We start from the raw sequence: 23,385 nt of genomic DNA on the forward strand, positions 1-23,385 counted from the left end.
CGGGTTTCCCCATTGGTCAATGTTCTGACCTCTGCGACGTTCTCTCTGAAGGCCTTCCCGCCAGCGGCTTGTCCTGCGTCGCCGTCGCCATGACCGACCGCCGACAGTCCGACTTGCTCCGGCCTCAGGATTGAAGGAGACGCCTCATGCACCACAAGCCCCGGCCAGAGCCTCGCCATCAGGCGGCGCTACCGTCGCTGCGAGTGGCGAGTGGCTGATCACCGCTCGGTGCTGGATCGGCGTATCGGCAGCGAGCGACGCCACAATGCTGATCGCCGCAAGCCACCCGACAACGACGCCTTGCTCAGCGAACTCGAAAGGCGCATCGCAGCCGCTCTTCACGAGCGGGGCAGCGACCTCGAAGGGAATGGCTCGGGCTGGGACAAACTGATCGTACCTTTCACCTGAGCATCTGCCGACCGGCGGGCCAGCAGCCAGTGTAGTGCCACCTTCTTGCCGTCATTGCGAGCACGTAATTTGTCAGGCGAAGCGCGCTGACAGGCCGCCATCGACGAGAAGTTCGGTGGCGGTAATGTACTTGGCCTCGTCGGAGGCCAGAAACAGCGTCGCATAGGCCGTATCCCAGGCGTCACCCATGTGCCCCAGCGGGCATTGCGCATCACGTGTACGGATCAGGTTCGGGATATCGCCTTCCTCGCCATAAACGCGGGTCAGCGCAGCATGCACCAGCGGCGTGTTCATCAAGCCGGGCAAAACACAGTTGGCGCGAATGCCGTCGGGCGCGTGCCGAATGGCCATGGTCCGCGTCATGGCTACCATCGCCCCCTTGCTGGCCGCGTAGAAGCCGTAGTTGACGCCCGCCCAACCACGTACGGCAACCGAAGCGTTATTGACGATCGCCCCCTTCTTCTGGCGCATCATTACCGGCAGCACGTGGTGGCAGGTGAGGTAAGCGCTCTTGATATTCACCGCCATCAGCCGGTCCCAGGTCGCTTCGTCGAGTTCGGCCGGACCGCCAACGATGGCCATGCCGACGTTATTGACCAGGATATCGATACGCCCGTAAGCGTCCATTGCCGCCGCCACCATCCGCTCGACGTCGGCGGCAAGAACCATGTCGGCGACCACGGCCATACTTGCACCGCCTTCGTCGCTGATGATGGCTTGCGTCGCCGCGGCAGCCTCGGCGTCGATGTCGGCACCAACGACCTTGGCGCCTTCGCGCGCAAAAAGCACCGCAATCGCTTTTCCGTTACCCCAACCCGGCCCCACCGAGCCGCTACCGGTAATGATCGCCACCTTGTCCTGCAGACGTCCACCCATCTTCAATTCTCCCTTACCTGGTCCAGTGGCGCCGTAGTTCGGTCTTCAGCACCTTGCCGTAGTTGTTCTTCGGTAAAGCGGCGACGAAGATATAGTTCTTCGGCCGCTTGAAGCGCGCGATCGATTGCAGGCATAGCTGATCGAGTTCCGCGGGTGGCGCAGCCAACCCCGCTCGGCAGACGACGAAGGCGACGACCTCCTCGCCCCACTCGGCGCTCGGCCGCCCGACCACCGACACTTCGGCGACCGCCGCGTGCTGCAGCAAGACTTCCTCGACCTCGCGCGGATAGATGTTGCTGCCGCCGCTGATGATCACGTCTTTGGAGCGATCCTTGAGCGTCAGGAAACCGTCGTCATCGAGAACGCCGACGTCGCCGGTGTACAACCAGCCGTCGCGCAGCGTCGCAGCGCTCGCCTCCGGGTTGCGCCAGTAGCCCTGCATGACGGTTTCGCCGCGCACCAGCACCTCACCGGCCACACCGGCGGGCAGCGACTGGCCGTCAACATCGGCGACGACGACTTCGACGACGCTATGCGCAACGCCGACCGAGACAATGCGCTCCCGATAGCGGGGATGCTCACGATCGGCGAGATGCTGCCGGGCCAGCGCGGTAATCGTCATCGGGCTCTCGCCCTGGCCGTAGATCTGCACCAGCCGGTCACCGAGGACGTCAAGCGCGCGCCGGATGTCCTCGAGATACATCGGCCCGCCACCATAGACGATGGTCTTGATGCCGCGGCAATCACTGCCGTGCGTAGCCACATGGTCGACCAGCCGGAGCACCATCGTCGGCGCGGCGAACAGCGAAACCTGGCCGAAATGCTGCGCCAGGGCCAGGATTTCAGCGACGTCGAAACCGCCCGACTCGGGAACGACATGTCGCGCACCGACCAGTATGTGCGCGAAGTTGTACATGCCGGCGCCGTGCGACATCGGTGCGGCATAAAGGATGCTGTCCGCCGATGTCGCCTGGTCCACGTCGGTAAAGTAACAGAGGCTCATCGCCAGCAAGTTGCGCTGCGAGAGCATCACCCCCTTGGGTTGGCCGGTGGTTCCCGAGGTGTAGAACAACCAGGCCAGGTCGTCTGGCGCACGCGGTACGACGTCGATCGTTTCGCCGTCGGCGATTCGCCGGTATTCCGGCGTGTCGATCGAAAGCATGCGCAGACCGGACGCACGACCAGCCACAGTTCCCCGATCACCGTCCAGCCCACCCGGCCCAGCCACCCCACCCAACGCTCCGGCGACAAACAGCAGCGACGCCGCCGAATTCTCGCAAATGAAAGCGACTTCACGCGGGTGCAGCTTGTTGTTGATCGGCACCGCCACCAGGCCGGCGTGCCAGACGCCGTAGAGCAATTCGAGGTACTGCGGGCAGTTGGCCATGAACAGGGCAACACGGTCACCCGCCTGCAGGCCGTAAACGCCACGCAGCTTGCCGGCGATCACCGCCGCGCGACGGAACAACTCGGCGTACGACCACAGTTCCTGCTCACCGCGCGTGACCGCGTTGCGCTGCGGGAAGACGCGGGCCGTGCGGGCGAGCAGGTGGGCCAGATTCATCGCCGCAAATCACGGCATGACGAGCACCTCGCGCCGCCGTGGCGCAACGCATTCACCGGCACGACCGCCCTCTCCCGTAGCTCAGCCGCGCTCGGCGAGCAGGAAGTCCTGCACGGCGCGCACCTGCGGCTCGTCGAGGAACATCGGCGCATGACCGACATCCGGCACTTCAACGAGCTTGGCCTTCGGTCCACGCAGCGTCATCTCGACGGCCGTTTCATGGAGCAGGACGTCCGATTCGGCGCCGCGCAGGACCATCGTCGGGCAGCGAATGGCGTCGTACATCGGCCACAGGGTGATTTCCGTGGCTTCGAGGAAAACTTTCTGGTACGGCTGCGCAAGCGCGCGATCGTAGTTCATCTCGAACCCACCCTCCGCTTTCGGGCGCGTGCCGACGACGGTCATGAACCGCCATTGCGCATCGGAAAGCTTGCCGAAGGGCGCACAGACGGTACGTACATAGGCTTCTGCCTCGTCGAGACTGGCGAAGTCAGGTGCCTTGCCGAGATACTCGCCAATGCGTTGCAGCGCATCCATGGCGATCAGTGGACCGACATCGTTGAGCACCATGCGCGCGATCGGCGAAGCTGGCAGGCTCGACAGGAACATGCCGATCAGCCCGCCCATCGACGTCCCCAGCCAGTGCACGGAATCGACGCCCAGCCGGGCAATCAGCGTCATGATGTCGTTGGCGTAGGTGGGCAGCCCGTAGTCGTCAGGGAAGAAAAGCCGATCGCTGCGCCCGCGGCCGACGATGTCCGGGCAAACCACGCGGTAATCGCTGGCCAGCGCGTTGGCCAGCACATCGAAATCCCGCCCGTTGCGAGTCAGGCCGTGCACGCAGATCAGGACGCGCGGATTGGCCGCATCGCCCCACTCGCTATAGACCATCGTGTGCAGGCCATGCGGGCCGAGGCAACGCACCGAATTTTCACGCATTTCGTTCACCCGCGCGCTGGCGAACTGCCCGGGTCGCGATGTCACCACCAGTTCCTCGAATTCCTTGAGTATCACCTTGACTGACTCCCGATCTCGTTGATTATTTGGCGCCAAAGAATGCCCTCACGCACACCCGCGACGAGCATGCTTTCGCTGCCGACGTCGACACGGGAAAGCCGGCCAGGGTCGCTGGTCGAGCGTAAGGCAGCGCTTCAATGCTACCCCTGCGAGTATCCCCGCAAGGGACAGGGGAAGTCAAATTGTGGCCGCCGGCGGGCAGCAGCGAGCAGCAGCAGGCATCGCCAGGCCGAGCGGGCGGGCTCATTTCAGGCGTCACGTTAGGCGCCGCTTTAGGCGCGCATCCTTTATTCAGTCTTGCCAGCACCGACTACGAATACGCGCCCGCCACCAAGTCCGTGCCAGCGCGCAACAGACGACGAGCACGCCAGCCCACCCGAGCAGGCTGACCAGGCCGGCTATACGCGTATCGAGATGAAGCAGCTGCCGGCGCGCGAAAATCTCGGTCCAGTCGTGATCGCCACCCACCAGCGGCAGCATCTGCACACGCGCATCAGCCATGTAACGAGCGATGTTGAAGAAGTTCTGGAACAGCCAAAGCATTGTCAGGGAAGTGGCGAAGGGATCGCGACGGCGCCAGAAGCTCAGCGCGACGATCAGCGGTAGCGCCAGCTGGCCGAGGGTCCCGCCGTACACACCCAGGCGACTGTCAAGCAGCCAGAAGAGCGGGTGCCCGGCCTCGTGGAAAGCGAGGTTCGCCGAGTCAAGCAGCGGAAACCAGCGCTCGCCGGTATTGCCCAGGTAAAGAACCATCATCGCGAAAACGACAACCACGACCAGCTGCCAGCCGGCGACCGCTTGCCAGCCGCCGCTGGCCCCGAGCTCGTCAGAAGATCGCAAAGGCTTTCTCCCGTTCATGTCCTCTTTGCCTGGATAATCGCCAGGGTGGTGCTGCCTTCACCCACACGGCGAGCAAGATTTCGCTAGCCGCCGGCTCACCCCGGATCGACGCTGCCAACGCGGGCGCGCAGCTCATCGAGTTCCTCGAGGAGGTCGGCGACCAGAGCAGCCAGCTCGGGAACCGCATCGAAATCACGTTCCAGTTGGCTCATGCGCCGCGCACGCACGATGCTGATGCTGGAAAAACACCACACGCCGGCGACGCTCTCGGCCTGCGGTATCAGTCCATCGTCGATATGACGCTGTAGCCACGCGGGTTCGACGCTACAGGCGGCGGCAAGCTGTTCGAGGGTTACCCAACTGTCTTCCATCGGGCTGCCGGTCAGAATCTCATCGTCGCGCATCGCTTACGCCCTCCCCAGCGAACGCGGATCGAAAGCGAGCTCCCGCGCCATGGTTTCATACAGTTCTTTCGCCTTGGCCGTATCGGCCGGCGGCAATACGACCTGGATATCGAGCAGCAGGTCGCCCGGCGTAGCACCGGGAATTCCCTTGCCGCGTACCCGCATTTGCCGTCCGCTCTGCGTCCCTTCCGGGATGCGTACGTTGACCGCGCCTTGCGGCAGATCGACCTGCACCACCGCACCGAGCGCGGCCTCCCAGGGAGCGATGGGCAAGGTCAGATGCAGGTCGCGCGCCTGGGCGCGAAAGCGCGGATGCGGTCTGAACTGAACTTCGAGCATCAGGTCACCCGCTTGCGCACCGCCGGACCCCGGCGCACCCTGCCCCGCCAGGCGAATGATCTGGCCGGCGTACACTCCCTGCGGGACTCTGACGTTCAAGGTGCGCGTTTCGAGCGTCACCTGACCCCGTGCGTCGTTCTTCGGCGCACGCAAGGAAATCTGCCGGGTAGCGCCACTGAAAGCGTCTTCAATGTCCAGCAGCACCTTGGCGTGATGATCTTCGCCACGCGCCTGGAACTGTGTGCGCTGGCCGCCACTGAAGCCACGCGCGCCGCCCATGCGACCAAACATTTCGGCGAAGAAATCGGAGAAGTCGGCTGTTTCGCCCGGCGCCCGGCCACGCCCGGAAAACTCGAAACCGGCATCCCAGTTTGGTGGCGGGCGAAAATCCTGACCAGGCCGGTAGCCACGCCCCAACTGATCGTAGGCGACGCGTTTCTCGGGGTCGGAGAGCACTTCATTGGCCTCGTTGACCTCCTTCATCTGCGCTTCTGCGTTCGCTTCCCGGGAAACGTCCGGGTGATATTTCCGCGCCAGTTTTCGGTAAGCCTTCTTGATCTCGTCGCCCGTCGCCTCGCGCGACACCCCCAGAGTCTGGTAGTAATCCTTGAATTCCATTCGCTATCCCCGCTTCAGCAGTCGTGCAATAACGCTAGCACATGGGGACGAACAAGGCTGAAATCAAGATCTTGAAGTGCTCGGAAAATGCCCCATTTCGGTAGCGAGGCGCCGAGTCCGGCGCCCCTGAGCCAAGCGTATGGAGGAATTTGTGATGATGATGTACCGCTCTCTGTTTCCCCGCGATGTGTTGTCGGAACTGGATCGGCTGCAGCGTGAAATGCAGCAGGGTCTGCACCTTTCCCCGAGCATTCGCGGCATAGCCCGTGGCGGCTTCCCGGCGATGAACGTCGGTGGCACCGCCAAGTCCGTCGAAATCTATGCTTTCGCACCGGGCATCGACCCGGCGACGCTGGACGTGCAAATCGAGAAAGGCGTACTCACCGTTGCCGGCGAACGCCAGATCGAACAGCCCGGCGAGAAAGCAACCGTGCACATCGACGAGCGTTTTGCCGGCCGCTTCCGCCGCGTCGTCACCCTGCCCGACGACGTCGACGCGAATGCCGTCGAAGCCAAGTACCGCGACGGCGTGCTGCACATCAGTATCGGTCGCAAGCAAGACGCCCAAGCACGCCGCATCACCATTCAGTAAGGAGGATCGAAAATGTCTGAAAACACTGCTGTCAGCAAAGCCGACACCCGTGACGATGCCGCCCTGCAGCCACCGGTCGACGTCATCGAAGATGCCGCGGGAATTACCCTTTACGCCGATCTGGCCGGCGTACCTAAGGACAAACTTCATCTGCATGTCGAAGGCGACGCCCTGACCATCGAAGGCGAAATCGATCTCGAAATGCCCGAGGGCATGGAGAACAGCCACGCCGAAGTCGGCCTGGCACGCTACCGGCGGGTGTTCACCCTGTCCAAGGAACTCGACGCGAGCAAGGTCGGCGCCGAGTTCAAGCACGGCGTGCTCACGCTCACCATCCCCAAGGCCGAGCACGCGCAACCGCGCAAGGTGCAGGTCAAGGTCTTGTAAACATCGTGGGCGGGGGTACGCCTCCGCCCCGGCGATGAGCGACCTCGGCCGAAACACACACCTCGGCAAGGGAAGCCAGAGCAGCGCCAAGGTGAATCGCGTCCATGCCACACAAAGGATGCAATTCGAGGATGTTGACCGTGTGCTGGACGAGTTGCCGCGAAGTATCGCAACTCAGGGCGTCGGCGATGTCCGCCATCAGGTCGCTCGTGATTTGCCGATAGTGTGTGTCGGCGATACAGCCTTCGCGACGCAGACGACAGAAGGCCAAGGAGTCGAAGAAGACGCGGCATTTCGGCCCGGCTGGCTGTCGACATTCTTTACATCGCTTCCTGAGGATTTCCGCGAAATATCAATAAGCGATTGTTTTCCATAAACTTCATTCCTTCGGCTCGGATCTTGCTAACGACACCTACGTGCAGTTCTCGCAAAGGTAGCCGCCACATGGAAGCCGAAGGCGCATTTTCCACCCGCATGGTGGAGCAGGTGCAGCACATCGAGCACTATCGCCAGGAAGTGCTGCGCGTCGAAGGACGAATCCTCGATGACGAAAGCGCCGCGCTGGAGTGGATCACACGCTACGCCGCGACATTCCCGCCGATCGAGGCCTACACCAGCCACTGAGCGTAAACCCGTGCCAACGCTGCTTGTCGGTTCACCGCCACGACGAAGGGCTGCTCGCTGAGATCGAGGCAGGTCCGTTGAATGCGCTCGAAGATGGCTCATTATGGGTTTCGGGTTGCTAGCCAAGAAGCAAGCCCAAGACGGATTCGAGAAGTCGCTTTCCGCGATTTTTGGCGTGGTGAACGAACTCCAAGAAGCCGAGGTAAAGAGGAAGACTTTCCTGGGGCGCTGTGGCAGCCGGCCTTGTGATTGTAGCCCCACTCAGGCAGGCGGCCGTAGATGTCATACTCGTCGGTCAGCGCTACTCGGGTGCCCGGCGCGATGGTGGCCTGGAGATCTGGGGCGGGCTTGCGACTGACTCTAGCCTCGCTTTCGTTGCGCACCAACCTGGGATTGATAGTGAGCCCAAAACTATTGTTTGATGTCGATCAACGCTAGCGGTGCTGCTGGCGCCGACAATGGTAAGCTCAACTCTAGGAGGCGCCTCATGCACGAGATCAGCGAATTGATGACCAAGGATCATCGCTCTTGCGACGACTTTCTGGCGGTTGTCGAGAAGGCCGTGAACGACCAAAACTGGCAACTGGCGCAAGCCGAATTTCCGCGCTTGCGAGACGCTCTGCTGAATCATTTCGAGGCGGAAGAAAGCATTCTCTTCCCGCTCTTCGAAAAGCGCACCGGCATGTACCAGGGGCCAACGCAGGTCATGCGCGGCGAGCATGTGCAGATGCGGCAGCTGTTGGCCGCAGCCGAAGCCGCCCTGGCCAAGCGCGAGGCCGACGACTACAGCGGCAACGCCGAGACACTGTTGATCATGATCCAACAACACAATGTCAAGGAAGAGAATATCCTGTATCCGATGTGTGACCAGCAATTGGCTGACCAGCTCGATGCTCTGCTGCCGGAACTGCAGAAGCAACTTGCTGGCTAAGTGCAAGCGCCAGCCTGATACCGATGAAAGCCGATCGCCCATGAACCCCTCTATCGTTCTTGACGCCCGCGACCTGGAACCACCGGAACCGATGGTGCGCACCATGGAAGCGCTCGACAAGCTCGCGAGGTCGGAGAAACTGCTGGTACTCCTGCCGCGTGAACCTTACCCGTTGTACAGGGCGCTCGAACTCAACGGTTTCACCTGGAAGACCAAGCGCCAAGCCGACGGCACGGTGGAAGTCCTGATCCAACATCAAGCGCCCTGATGCAGGCGCTGCTGTCGTTCGACCAGGCCCCCCCGCTTGCCGCACCGCTTCGTTTTTTTCTGACTGCACCGCTGTTTGCCATCCTCGCCGCCCTGCTCCTGCTGTGGAGTGGCCCGGATCTGTTCGCCTCACGCTGGACCGGCGCAGCCCTGGCGCTGACGCACCTGATCACCGTGGGCTTCATGCTGCAGGTGATGCTCGGCGCGATGCTCCAGATTCTTCCGGTGGTCGCCGGAGCGAACATCTCGCGACCACAGCTGCTAGCGACCCTGGTTAACGCGGCAGTCGCCACTGGCGCGCTGCTCTTGGCGAGCGGCTTCCTGAGCTACCAGCCGCTGCTCTTCGAACTGGCCGCCGTGTTAATCGGCAGCGGTGTCGCGCTGTTCATTGTTGGCGCCGGGCACGCCTTGTACGGCGTGCCTTCGACGAACGCGACCATTCGCGGCCTGAAGCTGTCCTTGCTCGGCTTGACGGTGACGATCTGCCTCGGCGTGCTGCTGGCCGTGGCCCTCGACGGATCGCTGGCACTGCCGCTGATGCAGCTGACGTCGATCCATCTCGGTTGGGGCTTCGTCGGCTGGAGCGTTGTCCTGCTGGCTGCCGTCGCTTTCGTGGTCGTACCGATGTTCCAGATGACGCCAGCCTACCCGGAGTGGTTCGCAGGCCATTTTTCGTGGACGCTGCTCACGCTGCTGGTCTTGTGGAGTGTCGCCGATAGTGCTGGCTGGCAATGGTTGTCGCCCTGGCTCGCAGCAGCGGCGGTGCTCGCGATCGCCGCTTTTGCAGCGCTGACGCTGCAGCTGCAAAGCCGCAGCAAGCGAGCCCGTTTCGATGCCACGCAACACTATTGGCGCCTGGCGATGCTGAGCACTCTGGCCGCTTGCGCGCTCTGGCTTGCGGCAAGCAGTTGGCCAAGCCTGGGCGAGCGCAGCGAGTGGCCTCTGCTGTGCGGCGTCCTGGCGCTGTTCGGCGGCTTCATGTCGGTAATGATCGGCATGCTCTACAAGATCGTGCCTTTTCTGGTCTGGTCACACTTGCAGAATCTCGGCCGCGGGCGAGTGTTTCCTCCGAACATGAACAAGGTCATCGCCGGGCACCAGCTCAACCGGCAGATGCAGGCACACTTCGTCGCCCTGGCGCTGCTGCTGGCAGCCGTGCTCTGGCCTGAGGGGTTCACTTATCCGGCGGGACTGGCGCTGTTGGCCGCCAATGCCTGGCTGCTGCGCAACCTGCTGGCCGCCGTCACCTTCTACCGCCAACAGCGACTGACTATCGAAGAAACCCTGACGCACGTTTCGGCTGCGCCTGCGGAGGCTCGGTAATGACCTATCTGACGTTGAAATACCTGCATGTCGGCTGCGTCGTGCTGAGCGGTGGCGGCTTCTTCGTGCGTGGACTCTGGATGCTCGGCAAGTCGCCGCGACTGCAGCAACCGCTGGTACGAGTCCTGCCCCACATCGTCGATACCGTCCTGCTGGGCAGCGCCGTGGCCATGGCCGTGATCAGCGCTCAATACCCCTTCGCCGTCGGCTGGCTGACCGCGAAACTGATCGGCCTGCTGATCTACATCGGCTGCGGGACGATGGCCTTGAAGCGCGGGCGCAGCCAAGAGCAGCGGGCGTTTTTCTTCGTCGCCGCGCTACTGGCGTTTGCCTACATCGTCACCGTTGCTGTCAGCCGCAGCGCGCTCGGCCCGCTGGCGTGGATCGCTTGAAACAGCAAGCAATACAAGCCTCTTCTTGCGCAGCATCAAAGACGCTGGTGAGACATCAGTTGCTTCAAGCGTGAAGTGTTGAGAATGCGGATTTTTCTCTGGTGAACGGACAGCAGGCCTTCGTCCTGAAAGCGCGAAAACGCGCGGCTGACGGTTTCCAGTTTGAGGCCGAGATAGCTGCCGATTTCGTCACGCGACATGCGCAGGTTGAATTCGGCCGGCGAGTAGCCACGCGCCTTGAAGCGCTGCGAAAGGTTGAGCAGGAAGGCCGCCAGGCGTTCCTCGGCGCGCATGGTGCCGAGCAACATCATCACCCCGTGATCACGAACGATCTCGCGGCTCATCACCTGGTGAAAGTGGTGCTGCAGGGGTTGGATTTGCCGCGACAAACCTTCGAGATGCGAGAAGGGGATGGCGCAGACTTCGCTGTCTTCGAGAGCGATGGCGTTACAGGTATGTATTTCGCTGCTGATCCCGTCCAGGCCGAGCAACTCGCCGGTCATCTGGAAACCGGTGACCTGATCGCGACCGTCCTCGATCAGCACGTCGGTCTTGAAGAAACCGCTGCGCACCGCGTAGATCGACTCGAAGCCTTGACCCGCACGGTACAGGTAATCGCCACGCTTGAGGCGCCTGCGCGTCGAAACCAACTCGTCGAGTTTCTTCAGTTCGTCCGCCTCGAGGCCGATCGGCAGACAGAGCTCGCGCAGGTTACAGTTCGAACAGGCGGTCTTCACCACCTCAAACGCGAGTCTCGCGGTCGCATCTCTTGTCGACATCGGCATCGGCATCCTTTTCACTAAGGCGATTTCGGTCAAATAACATACCATCCTGCTTGTCTTTTCGCCCGTCTTCTGTGTTACGACAACCGTTACATAGTTCGACTATGCGCCTGTTGTCGCGCCTTGAAGCCGACCGAAAATCCGGCGCAATCTGGTACGTTCTGTTCCGGCAATCGCCTAAACTCTGCGTTTGATCCACGTCAACCCGCTTACTTCAGGGCAATCCGATAATGCATGCAATCAACAATGTAGTGGAAACATGAACTCTGGCACTGAAAACCTCGTGTTTGATCCGCAGATCATCCGCCGCTTCGACATCAATGGCCCCCGCTACACGTCCTACCCGACAGCGGATCGCTTCGTCGAGGCCTTTGGCCCGGATGCATACCAGCTATGGCTGGGCAAGCGCAACATTGGTGCCGTCAGCCGGCAGTTGTCATTGTACTTCCACATTCCCTTCTGCAACACCATCTGTTACTACTGCGCCTGCAACAAGATCATTACCAAAGACCATGGTCGTTCAGCCAAGTACCTGAAGTATCTGGCCCGCGAACTGGCGCTGCAGAGCAGCTATCTCGAAGGTGGCGATCAGGAAGTGGCGCAACTGCACTGGGGTGGCGGTACGCCGACCTTCCTCGCGCACGATGAAATGCGCCAACTGATGGCGACTACACGCCAGTACTTCAAGTTGATTGAAGACGGCGAGTACTCGATCGAAGTCGACCCCCGCAAGGTCGATCGCGCTACTGTCGAACTACTGGCTGAACTGGGCTTCAACCGCATGAGTGTCGGCGTCCAGGATTTCGACCCGGCAGTCCAGCAGGCCGTAAATCGTGTTCAGAGCGAGGAAGAGACGCTGGCGGTAATGGACGCGGCGCGCGCCAGCGGCTTCAAGTCGATCAGCGTCGACCTGATCTACGGCCTCCCCAAACAGACGGTGATCGGCTTCAGCCGCACGCTCGACCGGATCATTGCCGCCGGCCCGGACCGCGTATCGATCTACAACTACGCGCACTTGCCGAGCCTGTTCAAGCCGCAACGGCGCATCCTCGACGCGGACATGCCGAGCGCCGATGCACGCCTGCAGATTCTTTCCCTGGCCATCCGCAAGATGACCGAAGCCGGCTATGTCTATATCGGCATGGACCATTTCGCCAAGCCCGACGATGAACTGGCAACGGCTCAGCGGCAGGGGCGCCTGCATCGTAACTTCCAGGGCTATTCGACGCATTCGGACTGTGATCTGCTGGCCTTCGGCATCTCGTCGATCGGCAAGGTCGGACCGACCTACAGTCAGAACGTGAAGACCCTCGACGAGTACTATGACCTGCTTGACAGCGGCACCCTGCCCGTCTATCGCGGGATCGAACTGAACGCTGACGACCTGCTGCGGCGGTCGATCATTCAGTCACTGATGTGTCACTTCGAGTTGTCGATCGAGTCGATTGAAATTGCTCACCTGATCGACTTCAAGAAGCATTTCGCCACCGAGCTCGAAGATCTGCGCGAGATGGTCGATGCCGGACTGGTGCGCATCGACGACCGCTGGATCACCATTCTCCCAAAAGGACGGATGCTGGTACGCGCAATTTCGATGGTTTTCGACCGCTACCTGCGCGCCGACCGACAGCGTACCCGCTACTCGAAGGTCATCTGAAGCCAAGGCGCGGCCGGTCGCCGAGGAAGAGGAAGGAGTAGAATCCCGGCTCATTCAGCTCGGCGTTCGCACTCATCCCCAAGGGTCATGCCATATAGGGTCTCCCCGACATGAAGAGCATGACCCATGCCCTCTTCCCCGACCCTTCTCCCGCGCAGGCGAGAAGGAAGATTCGTCAGGCGCAGACACGACGCTCATGGTCATGCCAGAATCGACTTATCTCGCCTTGCTGTTGATCGGTCTGCTCGGGGGGACGCACTGCGTCGTCATGTGCGGCGGAATCGTCGGCGCGCTGTCGATGGGCGGCCCGGCGCGCGCCTCGCTGCTTCTCGCTTACAACGCCGGACGAATCCTCAGCTACGCGGCAGCCGGCGCCATCGCCGGTGCGCTCGGCGAAGCAAGCCTGGCCTTGTCCGGACAGCTGCCCCTGCGCAGCGCCCTCTTCCTGCTCGCCAACCTGATGCTTATCGCCCTCGGCCTGTATCTCATGGGCCTGACTCGGGCGCTGGCGTTTACCGAGCGCTGCGGCCAGAAGCTTTGGCGGCATCTGCAACCGCTGACCCGGCATTTCCTCCCCGCACGCAGCATGGCGCAGGCTTTTCCACTCGGCCTGCTCTGGGGCTGGTTGCCCTGTGGACTGGTCTACAGTGCGCTGGCCACGGCCTTGACCAGTGGTTCCGCCGTGCACGGCGCCGGACTGATGCTCGCCTTCGGCGCCGGCACCCTGCCGAACCTGCTGCTCGCCGGCCTGCTCGCGTCACGCTTGCAGGCCTATGCACGCAATTCAAGGCTACGCCTGGCATCCGGCTTGCTGATTCTCGGCTTTGGCGTCTGGGGCCTGATCGGGCTGGCGCGCATGCTTATCGGGACGTCAGCCTACACCTCTTGATTAAGGCGATTTCTCAAACGATGAGCGAACAGAAAAAAAACTCGCCACGCCTCGACCTGCCGATCGCCGGCATGACTTGCGCGGCCTGCGCGACGCGCATCGAGAAAGTCCTCAACCGCTTGCCCGGCGTCATGGCTAGCGTCAACCTGGCCAGCGAACGCGCCCAGGTCGATCTTTCGCCGGGCGCCAGCTCGCCGCAAGAAGTCGTCGCGGCGATCGCGAAAGCCGGTTTCAGCGTCCCGCAACAGACCACAGAACTGGCCATCGAAGGAATGACTTGCGCCGCCTGCTCGACACGCCTTGAAAAGCTTCTCAACCGGCTGCCGGGAGTCGAGGCGGTGGTCAACCTGGCGACCGAGCGGGCGACGCTCCGCCATACGCCGGGCGTCGTCGACCCGGCGCAGTTGCTCGCCGCCGTCGAGCGTGCCGGCTTTGTCGGGCGCCTCGCCGACAATCGCTCGAGCAGCGAGGAGAAGACCAGAAAAATGGCCGCCGAAAAAGCTGAGCTGCGCGCCTTCTGGATTGCTGCCGCGCTAAGCCTGCCTTTGGCCGCGCAGATGCTGGCCATGTTCGATGGCGGCGGGCAAACTCACCCGGACCTGCTGCCGCGCTGGCTGCAACTCGCACTGGCGACGCCGGTGCAGTTCTGGCTCGGCTGGCGTTTCTATGCAGGTGCGTGGAAGGCCTTGCGTGGTGGCGGGGCGAACATGGACCTGCTGGTCGCCCTGGGAACCAGCATGGCTTATGGCTTCAGCCTTTTCGTCACCGTCTCCGGCGCTGTCCATCTGCATGTCTATTTCGAGGCCTCGGCGGCCGTGATCACCCTGGTCCTGCTGGGCAAATTGCTCGAAGCACGGGCCAAGGCCAGAACCACCGACGCGATCGAAGCCCTCGTGCGCCTGCAGCCAAAAACAGCGCGCGTCGAGCGCGACGGCAAGCTGATCGAACTCGACGCCGCGCTGCTCATCCCCGGCGATATTTTTGTCGTCCGCGCGGGCGAAAACCTGCCGGTCGATGGCCAGGTGATCGACGGTGCGTCGACGGTCAATGAAGCGATGCTCACCGGCGAGAGCATGCCGGTGGCCAAGCAGCCGGGAGCTCGAGTCTTCGCGGCCACGGCCAACGGCGAGGGCATGCTGCGCTGTCGAGCCAGCGGCGTCGGTGAGCACACCCTGCTCGCCGGAATCATCCGCCTGGTCGCCGAAGCACAGGGCTCAAAAGCGCCCGTGCAGCGCCTCGCCGACCGCATCTCGGCAATTTTCGTACCCATCGTCTGTGCCATTGCCCTGTGCACCCTGCTTGGCTGGTGGGAGTTTGGCGGCGACTTCAGCGTCGCCCTGGTCAATGCCGTGGCGGTGCTGGTGATTGCCTGTCCTTGCGCCCTCGGGCTGGCAACGCCGACGGCGATCATGGTCGCCACCGGACAGCAGACCTCCCGGAACTTCGACTCAGACGCCCCGCTAACCGCATGATTCAAAGGCGTTATCGTCGTTTTTTGGACGTTCGCCAGGCCGGGAACGGAAAGCGTTTATTGGACAACACGGCCTATAGCCTATTGTAAATACGCAATAAGAAGTGCAATAAGCATAAATCTCATGCTAGAATCGCGTCAGGCAGCGGGGACCTGGGGGTGAGGGGTGACGCAGAGCGAGTTATTGGAACCAGCGGTTAAGCAGGAAGGCCGTTTCGACTTGGGCAGAGGCTATTGTCTGCACCTTCCGCGTGGCCCTCGCAGCCAGGGTGACCTTTATCATCATGGCAGTCTGAGCAAACGGGTGAATCTTGCCGACAAGGCCGAGCGGCGCCTCCTGGTGGTTGAGTTATTACAGAGGAAGCTGAACCAGACGCGCTTGGCCGAGGTGCTCAATCTCAGTCGCCAGACGCTCCACAACTATCGCGAGTGCTATCGGCTATTTGGGGTGACCGGCCTGCTGCATGGCTATAGTCCGAGCCGCAGCGTGAGCGAAGAACGGCAAGGTCGGCTGCATGTTGACAAACGCCGCCCCGGCTCCAAGGCCCGCGAACTCGAAGCTTTGCGGCGTGCCGAGAAGCGGCTGACCGCGGAAGTGACCCAAGAGGAACTCGCGTGGGATGGCGAAGCCGCGGCGCGGTGTGCGCTGGAGGAAGCGCCCCTCGAAGAGGTCGTGCGTGTCGATCAGCCGAGCCGCCAGACAGTCGCGGAGCAGGCCTCACCGGAACAGGTTCCCGCCGCAGTGATCGAGCTTCCCTATGCGGAACACCATGACTGGGAAGCCAGCCGCTATGCCGGCATTTTCCCTGTCTTGCTGGTCCTGATGAGCCAATGGCAGTGGATGCAACGGCTCTCCCAGCTGTTCGGGAACGGTTGGCGCATCTTCCAGGTGTTCGTGCTGATGGCGGTGCGTAACATCCGCTCCATCGAGCAGCTCAAACATGAGCGGCGCGAGGAGGCGGGACGGCTCCTGGGCTTGGGGCGGCTACCCGCTCTCGACACGCTGTGGTCCTGGTTCCATGACGTCGCCGGCAAGTCTCGGGCCGGTGCGCTGCTGAAGGCGTTTTTTGCCGATCAGATCCGCTGCGGCCTGGTCGCCACCCGGCTGTGGTTTACGGACGGTCATCTCTTGCCTTATACCGGACAGGACAAGGTGCATGCGGCCTGGAATACACAGCGGCGGATGCCGATGCCCGGACAGACCAATCTGGTCACTTGTGACGAACAGGGGCGCATCGTCTATTTCGACATTCAGGAGGGCAAGGGAGACCTGCGCGCCCAGATTCTGAGGCTTGGCGAGTATGCGCGACAACAGTCCCTGGGAACCCCGCCGGTACAGGTCTTCGACCGTGAGGGCGATGGGCTGGGCTTTTTCAGCGAACTCGTGCGCCGCCGCACCCCCTTCATCACTTGGGAGAAGAACGCCAATCCTGCGCGGCTCAGGGCCTTGCCGGCCGCAGACTTCACGCACAGCGTGTCGATGAACGGCACGGATTATCGCCTGCTCGAAGAGACCAAGGCGTGCCTCTACCCACCTAAAACCGATCCCGATCCCGATCCCGATCCCGACACCGGCATGGCCGAGCTGGCGCATACGTTCGACCTGCGTCGGGTGGTGTTGTGGAATTTGCGTACCAATCACCGCATCAGCGTGCTCTGCTGGGACGCTGACCTTCAGTGGTCGCCGCAAGAGGTGCTGACCGCGATGCTCAGTCGCTGGGGCGCCTCGGAGAACACTTTCAAACACATCAAGGGGCGTCATCCCTATCATTACCATCCGGGTTTCGGCTTGGCCGAGAGCGACAAACAGGACATCGCCAATCCCCAGATCAAAGGGCTTGCGCAGCAGATTGCGAGCACCCAGGGCCATCTCGCCAAGCTTTACAAGCAACAGGCCAAGACTCAACCCAGCTTCAATCGGGACGGAAGTGAGCGCCACAACAGTCGGCATCGGCGGCTTGCTGCGGCCATCGCCGTGAGCGAAACGCAACTCAAACAACTCCAGGCTGACAAGGCTCGCTTGCCCGAGCGCGTCAATGTCACGGGGCTGTCCGATTACCGCTCCTTCAACGCCATCGATAACGAGGGCAAGAATCTCTTCGACTTCGTCACGAGTTCCGTATGGAACGTGCGCCGCCAGCTTCTCGATTGGCTTGACGACAGCTATGCCAAGGATAGCGATCGGGTGGACCTGCTCTATGCGATTTTCAACTGCCATGGCTGGGTACGCAGTGACGAACACTGGGTGGTCGTTCGCCTGGAGCCGCTACAGCAACCCGCACGCCGTTATGCCCAAGAACAGCTGTGCCGTAAGCTCACTGGTCTCGGCGCCAGGATCCCCGGCGGAAAATGGCTGCGCATCGAGGTCGGCCAGTCTCCGCTATGAGACGGCCTTCGCCGACCTACTGTCCAAAATTAGACCACGTTCGCCGGGGATTCCGGGAGGTCTGGACAGGGTGCCACGGCGGGGATCCTGATCAAAAATGCCGAAGCGCTGGAACGTGCAGAGAAAATCGGCGTGCTGGCCGTCGACAAGACGGGCACGTTGACGCGCGGCGAGCCGGTGCTCACCGATCTGCTGCCGCTCGCCGTGTCGGCGGACGAAGCCCTGGCCCTGGCAGTCGCTCTCGAACAAGGTTCCGAACATCCCCTGGCCAAGGCCATCCTGCAGCATGCGCAAGCCAGCCAGCTGACGCTACCGGCACTGACCCAGTTCCGCGCCCTTCCCGGCCGCGGGGTGGAGGGTCGCGTTGGCGAGCGCCTGCTACGCCTCGCTGCACCGAGCGCGTTTGTCGGCATGAGTTTGCCGCGCGAACAGATCGCCAGCCTGCAGCGCACGGGCAAGACCGTGGTGGTGCTGGCCGAACGATGCCCGGGCGGCAGTAACGCCGAAAGCAGTCGCACAGACAGCGAGTGGGCCCTGGCGCTGCTGGCAATCGCCGACCCCTTGCGCACCACCTCTCGCGCCGCCGTGACCCGGCTCAAAGGCATGGGTATCCGGGTGGTGATGCTGACCGGCGACCACGCGGCGACAGCAGCAGCGATCGCCGACGAAGCGGGAATCGAAGAATTCCAGGCCGGCATACTCCCCGGCGACAAAGCGGCGGCAGTCAACACGCTGAAGTCTGGTGGCACTGTCGTCGCCATGGTCGGCGACGGAATCAACGACGCCCCGGCGCTGGCGGCGGCTGATGTCAGCTTCGCGATTGGCGCCGGATCGGACGCCGCCATCGAGGCCGCCGACGTGACGCTGGTGCGTGGGGACCTGAATGGAATTGCCGACGCCATCCTTCTTTCGCGTGCGACGCTGCGGAAAATCAGGCAGAATCTCTTCTCTGCTTTCATCTACAATGTTCTCGGCATACCTCTGGCCGCACTGGGCATGCTCAATCCGGTCATTGCCGGGGCGGCGATGGCGATGAGCTCGGTCTCGGTGGTCACCAACTCGCTGCTCCTCAAGCGCTGGCATGCGGGCCGCAGCTGATGTCCGGCGGCACCAGCCATGGAAACGGGACTGACTGCGGCGCGCGTCGGCAAGCAAGGGCGCTGACAATACGAAAAGGAAGCGAAATGGAGACCATCGACATTGGCGTTGTCGGAATGCACTGCCAGTCCTGTGTAAAAAGCGTCAGCACGCTCCTCGAGAGCTTGCCCGGAGTTGCTCGGGTCGAGGTGTCGCTGGACGCCGGCCAGGCCAGAATCAGCTACGACCCGAAGTTGGCGAGCATCGCCGACTTCACGGCGGCAATCGATGAGGCGGGCTTTGAAAGCAGCTGAAAAGCCTCGCCGGTAGAGACCCCGGCCACACCACCACTTTGACGCCCCCAACCCCCAGCGGACTATCATGGCCAAAAAAAAATCCCGGACCAACGAGCCCGCAGCTCCGGAAAGCGTCCACACCGAGCCGCTCAAACTGACCCAGTTTGCACACGGCGGCGGCTGCGGATGCAAGATCGCTCCGAATGTACTCGAACAGATCCTCACCAAGACCGTTCCCGCCATCGTGCCCAAGCAATTGCTGGTCGGCATCGAGACCAGCGATGACGCAGCCGTCTACCAGCTCAACGCCGATCAGGCGCTGGTGGCGACCACCGATTTCTTCATGCCAATCGTCGATGACCCCTTCGATTTCGGCTGCATCGCAGCGACCAACGCCCTCTCCGACGTCTATGCCATGGGTGGCGTGCCGCTGCTGGCGCTGGCCATCGTCGGCATGCCGGTCAACAAACTGCCGCTCGAGACGATCAAACGCATTCTCGAAGGGGGCGAGTCGATCTGTGCCAAGGCGGGTATTCCAATTGCCGGTGGCCACACCATCGACTCCATCGAACCGATTTACGGTCTCGTCGCCATTGGTCTGGTGCATCCCGACAACCTCAAGCGCAACTCCGGCGCCCGCCCCGGCGACAAGCTGATTCTCGGCAAGGGACTGGGCGTTGGCTTTTACAGCGCGGCGCTCAAGAAGGGACTGCTTTCGACCAGCCACTACACAGCAATGATCGCTTCGACGACGCAGCTCAACACGCCCGGACGGGCGCTCGCCTGCCTGGCCGGCGTACATGCGATGACTGACGTCACAGGCTTCGGCCTGCTCGGTCATCTGGTGGAAATCTGCAAGGCATCGCGAGTCTCGGCGGTAATCGATTACGCGGCCTTGCCGCTATTGGCCCACGCTCTCGATTATGCCGAAAAAGGCTGCATTACTGGCGCCTCGGATCGCAACTGGGCGAGCTACGGAGACTACGTGGCCGAAGCGACGGCGAAGCACCTGACTGGGCTTGAACAGGCCCTGCTGACCGATCCGCAGACCAGCGGCGGCTTGTTGATCGCCTGTGCGCCGGAAGTGGTCACCGAAGTCCTGTCGGTTTTCCTGCAGGAAGGCTTCGATCACGCGACGGTGATCGGTGAGTTGAGCGCCGGGAAAGCGCGGGTTTCCGTCGCCAAGAGCGGGAGCGGGAGCGGGAGCGGGAGCGGGACGGGCTGAAGCCCGCGCACGGGCGCCAGCTACCGACGCCCTGCTTCGGCTCACCTGGTCGCGACGCTCAATCCAGGACGTGCGACACCAGACCGTCGGCGAGTTTCGGTTCGAACCACGTCGACTTGGGCGGCATCACCTCGCCGGCATCGGCAACGGCCATCAGGTCGGCCATCTGCGTCGGATAGAGCGCAAAGGCGACCGCCATCTCGCCACTATTCACCCGTCGTTCGAGTTCGCCCAGGCCGCGCATGCCGCCAACAAAATCGATGCGTGTATCGCGGCGCAGGTCGGTGATTCCCAGCACCGGAGCAAGAATCTGCTCGGCGAGCACGGAAACGTCGACGCGCCGTACCGGATCGGCCGCCGGAAGCAGACCAGGCAGCAGTTCCAGGCGATACCAGCGACCGCCAAGATACATGCCGCAGACGCCGCTACGCTCCGGCTTCACCGGGCCGGTCGACGGCAGAACGTGATAGCGCTCGCCAACCGCCGCCAGGAACGCTTCCTCGCTCAGGCCATTGAGGTCCCGCGCGACACGGTTATAGTCGAGGATGCGCATCTGTGAAGCGGGGAAGATCACCGCCAGGAAAAACTCGGCACTAGCCGCTGCACCCGCCTGGCCACGCCGCGCCGCGGCCACTCGCGAAGCCGCTGCCGAGCGATGATGACCGTCGGCGATATACAGCGCAGGCATGGCTTCGACGAGCGCACTGATACGCGCAACACTCTCCTCGTCGTCGATCATCCACAGGGTATGCTGGATGCCGTTGTCGCCCGTCACATCAGCGACTGGCACACTTTCGGCGGCCTCGCGGAGCAGGCGCTCAAGAGTCTCGTCGTCGCCATTGACCAGCAGCACGGGACCGGTTTGTGCATTCAGTGCTTCAATCTGCCGAACGCGGTCGTCTTCCTTGTCCGGGCGGGTGAACTCATGCTTGCGGATACGGTTGCTGTCGTAGGCGGCGATCGAAGCAGCGGCCACCAGGCCGGTCTGGACATGTTCGCCCATCACCAGGCGATAGGCGTAATAGCACGCATGCGGGTCGCGGCAGAGCACGCCGTCGTCGATCAGACGCTGAAAATTTTCCGCCGACTGAGCATACACTTCAGGCGCGAAGTGATCGATCTCCGGCGGCAGGTCGATCTCGGCCTTGGACACGTGCAGGAAGGACAAGGGCTTGCCGCTTGCCGCCGCGCGGGCCTCATCGCTGGAGAGGACATCATAAGGCGGCGCGGCAACTGCCGCGGCATCCTGGCGACGCGGACGGAGACCGGCAAACGGCCGAATAAGGCAATGATCAAAAGACAATGAGCTCTCCTGTGGGCGTTTGATTCTGGAGATTACGGTCGCAAATTCTCACCCTTGCGACGGGGATGTTGCCGCGGCAGCCGCGATTATAGTGCTCACTCGGCTTCGCCGACAGGGGCTGCACTTGAGCTGCCTGGCACAGCCAGCGCTGCGTACGGAGAGACGAGATTAGCCCCGCCAGAGAAGAAGCGCGTAGGAGGACTCTTCGACCCTTCGACCCTTCGACTCTCTTCGACCCTTTGACTCTCTTCGACCCTTTGACTCGTCAGATGCTTCGGTACAGCGCCTCGTAGCGCCTTGCCGAGTCATCCCAGGAAAAATCCTGCGCCATGCCGTGCTGCTGCAGGCGGTGCCAGATCGCGGCATCGCGGTAGAGCACGCAGGCCTTGCTTATCCTTGCGGCCAGCTGACGGCTGCTGGCATCGTCAAACGAGAAACCGTTGGCCGTGCCTGCTTTGAGGTTTTCCACCGTCGCATCGATCACCGTATCGGCCAGGCCGCCGACTCGCCGCACCAGTGGCACGGTGCCATAGCGCAGGGCGTAGAGCTGCGTCAGGCCGCAGGGCTCGAAACGCGAAGGAACGAGCAGGATGTCGGCGGCGGCCATGATGCGGTGCGACAAGGCCTCGTCGTAGCCGAGATGGACCGACACAGCGGCGGAATGAGCCGTGGCGGCGGCTCTGAAAGCGGCTTCGATATCAGCCTCGCCACTGCCAATGACCACCAGCTGCGCCCCCTCGGCCAACAGCGTCGGCAAGGCACCGAGGACCAGATCCATGCCCTTTTGCGAGGTCAATCGACTGACGATCGCGAACAGTGGCGCCTTGGCACGGGGCGCGAAATTGAGATCCTTTTGCAGTCGGAGCTTGCAGACCAACTTGCCGCGCAGGCGTTCGGGACGGTAGTTCATGCTCAGGGCGGGGTTGCTGCTGGCGTCCCAGACGGAATAGTCAACGCCATTGAGGATTCCGGAAAGATCGTTGCCCCGACCACGCAGCACGCCGTCCAGCCCCCAGCCGAATTCCTGCGTGCAGATTTCCCGCGCATAGGTCGGGCTGACGGCGTTGACGCGTTTCGCATGCACCAGCGCAGCCTTCATGAACGACAACTGTCCGTGAAACTCGATGCCGCTCTGATTGGCACCAGAAATCTGCAAACCCAGGTCGTGGTGGTAGTCGAGAGGGAACAGGCCGCGGAAGGAGAGATTGTGAATGGTGAACACGGTGGCTGTGGACAGCGCCGGATTCTGCGCGATGTAGGCAGGCGCCAGTCCAGCGTGCCAATCGTGCGCGTGCACGACTTCGGGCTGCCAGTATTGATCAAGCTCGCCGGCAGCGAGGTGCGCCGCAACCCAGCCGAGAAGCGCAAAGCGACGATGGTTGTCGGGCCAGTCGCAAGCGTCCGGGCCAAGGTAAGGATTCCCGTCGCGCCGGTAAAGAAAAGGCGCGTCGATAACGTACGCCAGCAAGCCGCTGTCTGGCAGGCGGCCAAGCCGCAGGGTAATGACCGCCGCGCCAAAGGCCGGACCGATGCGGATCACTGGTTCGAGATCCGTCACGCCCTTGAGCATGGCCGGCATCCCCGGCAAGAGGATGCGAACGTCGAGCCCGCGCGCGGCCAATGCGGCCGGCAAGGCGGCCACGACGTCAGCGAGGCCGCCGGTCTTGACCAGCGGGTAGATCTCCGCGGCAACGTGCAGAATGCGCACGGACTATTG

General features: G+C 62.5%; 23 protein-coding genes and 2 pseudogenes. 16 read left to right on the forward strand and 9 right to left on the reverse strand.

Annotated elements, in window-relative coordinates:
* Positions 1-210 precede the first annotated feature (210 nt).
* The gene (locus V5B40_RS13635; RefSeq protein WP_332355013.1) at positions 211-408 is read left to right on the forward strand and encodes a hypothetical protein; all 198 of its coding nucleotides are present in this window, start codon (positions 211-213) and stop codon (positions 406-408) included.
* A 72-nt stretch (positions 409-480) separates the two neighbouring features.
* On the opposite strand, the gene V5B40_RS13640 is transcribed toward V5B40_RS13635, so the two are convergent.
* The 6 genes from V5B40_RS13640 to V5B40_RS13665 form a co-directional block, all read right to left on the reverse strand.
* Entirely contained in the window at positions 481-1,284 is an 804-nt protein-coding gene (locus V5B40_RS13640) for an SDR family NAD(P)-dependent oxidoreductase (protein ID WP_332355014.1), read from the reverse strand.
* 13 nt (positions 1,285-1,297) lie between these two features.
* Positions 1,298-2,848 carry a class I adenylate-forming enzyme family protein gene (locus V5B40_RS13645; RefSeq protein WP_332355015.1) on the reverse strand — a complete coding sequence of 517 codons (1,551 nt, stop codon included), beginning with the start codon at positions 2,846-2,848 and terminating at the stop codon, positions 1,298-1,300.
* Between the two features lie 81 nt (positions 2,849-2,929).
* A complete protein-coding gene (locus tag V5B40_RS13650) occupies positions 2,930-3,787 on the reverse strand; it encodes an alpha/beta fold hydrolase (protein WP_332355220.1) in 858 nt (285 codons plus the stop codon).
* 369 nt (positions 3,788-4,156) lie between these two features.
* Positions 4,157-4,705 carry a hypothetical protein gene (locus V5B40_RS13655; protein ID WP_332355016.1) on the reverse strand — a complete coding sequence of 183 codons (549 nt, stop codon included), beginning with the start codon at positions 4,703-4,705 and terminating at the stop codon, positions 4,157-4,159.
* A gap of 95 nt (positions 4,706-4,800) precedes the next feature.
* Positions 4,801-5,109 carry a chaperone modulator CbpM gene (locus tag V5B40_RS13660; RefSeq protein WP_332355017.1) on the reverse strand — a complete coding sequence of 103 codons (309 nt, stop codon included), beginning with the start codon at positions 5,107-5,109 and terminating at the stop codon, positions 4,801-4,803.
* Between the two features lie 3 nt (positions 5,110-5,112).
* Entirely contained in the window at positions 5,113-6,066 is a 954-nt protein-coding gene (locus V5B40_RS13665; protein WP_332355018.1) for a DnaJ C-terminal domain-containing protein, read from the reverse strand.
* A 157-nt stretch (positions 6,067-6,223) separates the two neighbouring features.
* Here V5B40_RS13665 and V5B40_RS13670 point away from each other — a divergent pair, with 157 nt between their 5' ends.
* The 8 genes from V5B40_RS13670 (at position 6,224) to V5B40_RS13705 (ending at position 10,582) form a co-directional block, all read left to right on the forward strand.
* Positions 6,224-6,658: an Hsp20/alpha crystallin family protein gene (locus V5B40_RS13670; RefSeq protein ID WP_332355221.1), complete on the forward strand. Its 435-nt coding sequence runs from the start codon at positions 6,224-6,226 to the stop codon at positions 6,656-6,658.
* A gap of 12 nt (positions 6,659-6,670) precedes the next feature.
* Positions 6,671-7,045 carry an Hsp20/alpha crystallin family protein gene (locus V5B40_RS13675; RefSeq protein ID WP_332355019.1) on the forward strand — a complete coding sequence of 125 codons (375 nt, stop codon included), beginning with the start codon at positions 6,671-6,673 and terminating at the stop codon, positions 7,043-7,045.
* 34 nt (positions 7,046-7,079) lie between these two features.
* Complete coding sequence (locus V5B40_RS13680; protein WP_332355020.1) at positions 7,080-7,421, forward strand: hypothetical protein; 342 nt, start codon at positions 7,080-7,082, stop codon at positions 7,419-7,421.
* Between the two features lie 68 nt (positions 7,422-7,489).
* Positions 7,490-7,669: a hypothetical protein gene (locus tag V5B40_RS13685; RefSeq protein ID WP_434735875.1), complete on the forward strand. Its 180-nt coding sequence runs from the start codon at positions 7,490-7,492 to the stop codon at positions 7,667-7,669.
* 487 nt (positions 7,670-8,156) lie between these two features.
* Complete coding sequence (locus tag V5B40_RS13690; protein ID WP_332355021.1) at positions 8,157-8,600, forward strand: hemerythrin domain-containing protein; 444 nt, start codon at positions 8,157-8,159, stop codon at positions 8,598-8,600.
* A 40-nt stretch (positions 8,601-8,640) separates the two neighbouring features.
* Positions 8,641-8,868 (forward strand): DUF2249 domain-containing protein, encoded by a 228-nt coding sequence (locus V5B40_RS13695; RefSeq protein WP_332355022.1) that lies wholly within the window; start codon positions 8,641-8,643, stop codon positions 8,866-8,868.
* The gene (locus V5B40_RS13700) at positions 8,868-10,190 is read left to right on the forward strand and encodes a hypothetical protein (protein WP_332355023.1); all 1,323 of its coding nucleotides are present in this window, start codon (positions 8,868-8,870) and stop codon (positions 10,188-10,190) included. Before V5B40_RS13695 ends, V5B40_RS13700 begins: the two co-directional genes overlap by 1 nt.
* The gene (locus tag V5B40_RS13705) at positions 10,190-10,582 is read left to right on the forward strand and encodes a SirB2 family protein (RefSeq protein WP_332355024.1); all 393 of its coding nucleotides are present in this window, start codon (positions 10,190-10,192) and stop codon (positions 10,580-10,582) included. Before V5B40_RS13700 ends, V5B40_RS13705 begins: the two co-directional genes overlap by 1 nt.
* Before the next feature lie 35 nt (positions 10,583-10,617).
* On the opposite strand, the gene fnr is transcribed toward V5B40_RS13705, so the two are convergent.
* Positions 10,618-11,361 carry a fumarate/nitrate reduction transcriptional regulator Fnr gene (gene fnr / locus V5B40_RS13710; RefSeq protein WP_332355025.1) on the reverse strand — a complete coding sequence of 248 codons (744 nt, stop codon included), beginning with the start codon at positions 11,359-11,361 and terminating at the stop codon, positions 10,618-10,620.
* A gap of 262 nt (positions 11,362-11,623) precedes the next feature.
* On the opposite strand from fnr, the gene hemN reads away from it, so the two are divergent.
* From hemN to selD, 7 genes and pseudogenes are all read left to right on the forward strand, one after another.
* Positions 11,624-13,021: an oxygen-independent coproporphyrinogen III oxidase gene (gene hemN / locus V5B40_RS13715; RefSeq protein WP_332355026.1), complete on the forward strand. Its 1,398-nt coding sequence runs from the start codon at positions 11,624-11,626 to the stop codon at positions 13,019-13,021.
* 202 nt (positions 13,022-13,223) lie between these two features.
* On the forward strand, positions 13,224-13,910 hold the full coding sequence (locus V5B40_RS13720; protein ID WP_332355027.1) for a sulfite exporter TauE/SafE family protein: 687 nt from the start codon (positions 13,224-13,226) through the stop codon (positions 13,908-13,910).
* A gap of 71 nt (positions 13,911-13,981) precedes the next feature.
* A pseudogene (locus V5B40_RS13725) lies at positions 13,982-15,337 on the forward strand (heavy metal translocating P-type ATPase); the annotation flags it as partial.
* Between the two features lie 348 nt (positions 15,338-15,685).
* Complete coding sequence (locus tag V5B40_RS13730; RefSeq protein WP_332352703.1) at positions 15,686-17,767, forward strand: helix-turn-helix domain-containing protein; 2,082 nt, start codon at positions 15,686-15,688, stop codon at positions 17,765-17,767.
* Positions 17,768-17,827: 60 nt separating this feature from the next.
* Positions 17,828-18,865, forward strand: a pseudogene (locus tag V5B40_RS13735) (HAD-IC family P-type ATPase); the annotation flags it as partial.
* 86 nt (positions 18,866-18,951) lie between these two features.
* On the forward strand, positions 18,952-19,158 hold the full coding sequence (locus tag V5B40_RS13740) for a heavy-metal-associated domain-containing protein (RefSeq protein ID WP_332355028.1): 207 nt from the start codon (positions 18,952-18,954) through the stop codon (positions 19,156-19,158).
* A 67-nt stretch (positions 19,159-19,225) separates the two neighbouring features.
* Positions 19,226-20,365: a selenide, water dikinase SelD gene (gene selD / locus V5B40_RS13745; protein WP_332355029.1), complete on the forward strand. Its 1,140-nt coding sequence runs from the start codon at positions 19,226-19,228 to the stop codon at positions 20,363-20,365.
* Positions 20,366-20,423: 58 nt separating this feature from the next.
* On the opposite strand, the gene V5B40_RS13750 is transcribed toward selD, so the two are convergent.
* Together V5B40_RS13750 and glgA are read right to left on the reverse strand one after the other, a co-directional pair.
* Positions 20,424-21,668 (reverse strand): DUF1015 domain-containing protein, encoded by a 1,245-nt coding sequence (locus V5B40_RS13750; protein WP_332355030.1) that lies wholly within the window; start codon positions 21,666-21,668, stop codon positions 20,424-20,426.
* Between the two features lie 265 nt (positions 21,669-21,933).
* Entirely contained in the window at positions 21,934-23,376 is a 1,443-nt protein-coding gene (gene glgA, locus V5B40_RS13755) for a glycogen synthase GlgA (RefSeq protein ID WP_332355031.1), read from the reverse strand.
* Positions 23,377-23,385: the final 9 nt, after the last annotated feature.

This window comes from Candidatus Accumulibacter meliphilus (assembly GCF_036625345.1).
In the GTDB taxonomy this organism is placed as follows: domain Bacteria; phylum Pseudomonadota; class Gammaproteobacteria; order Burkholderiales; family Rhodocyclaceae; genus Accumulibacter; species Accumulibacter meliphilus.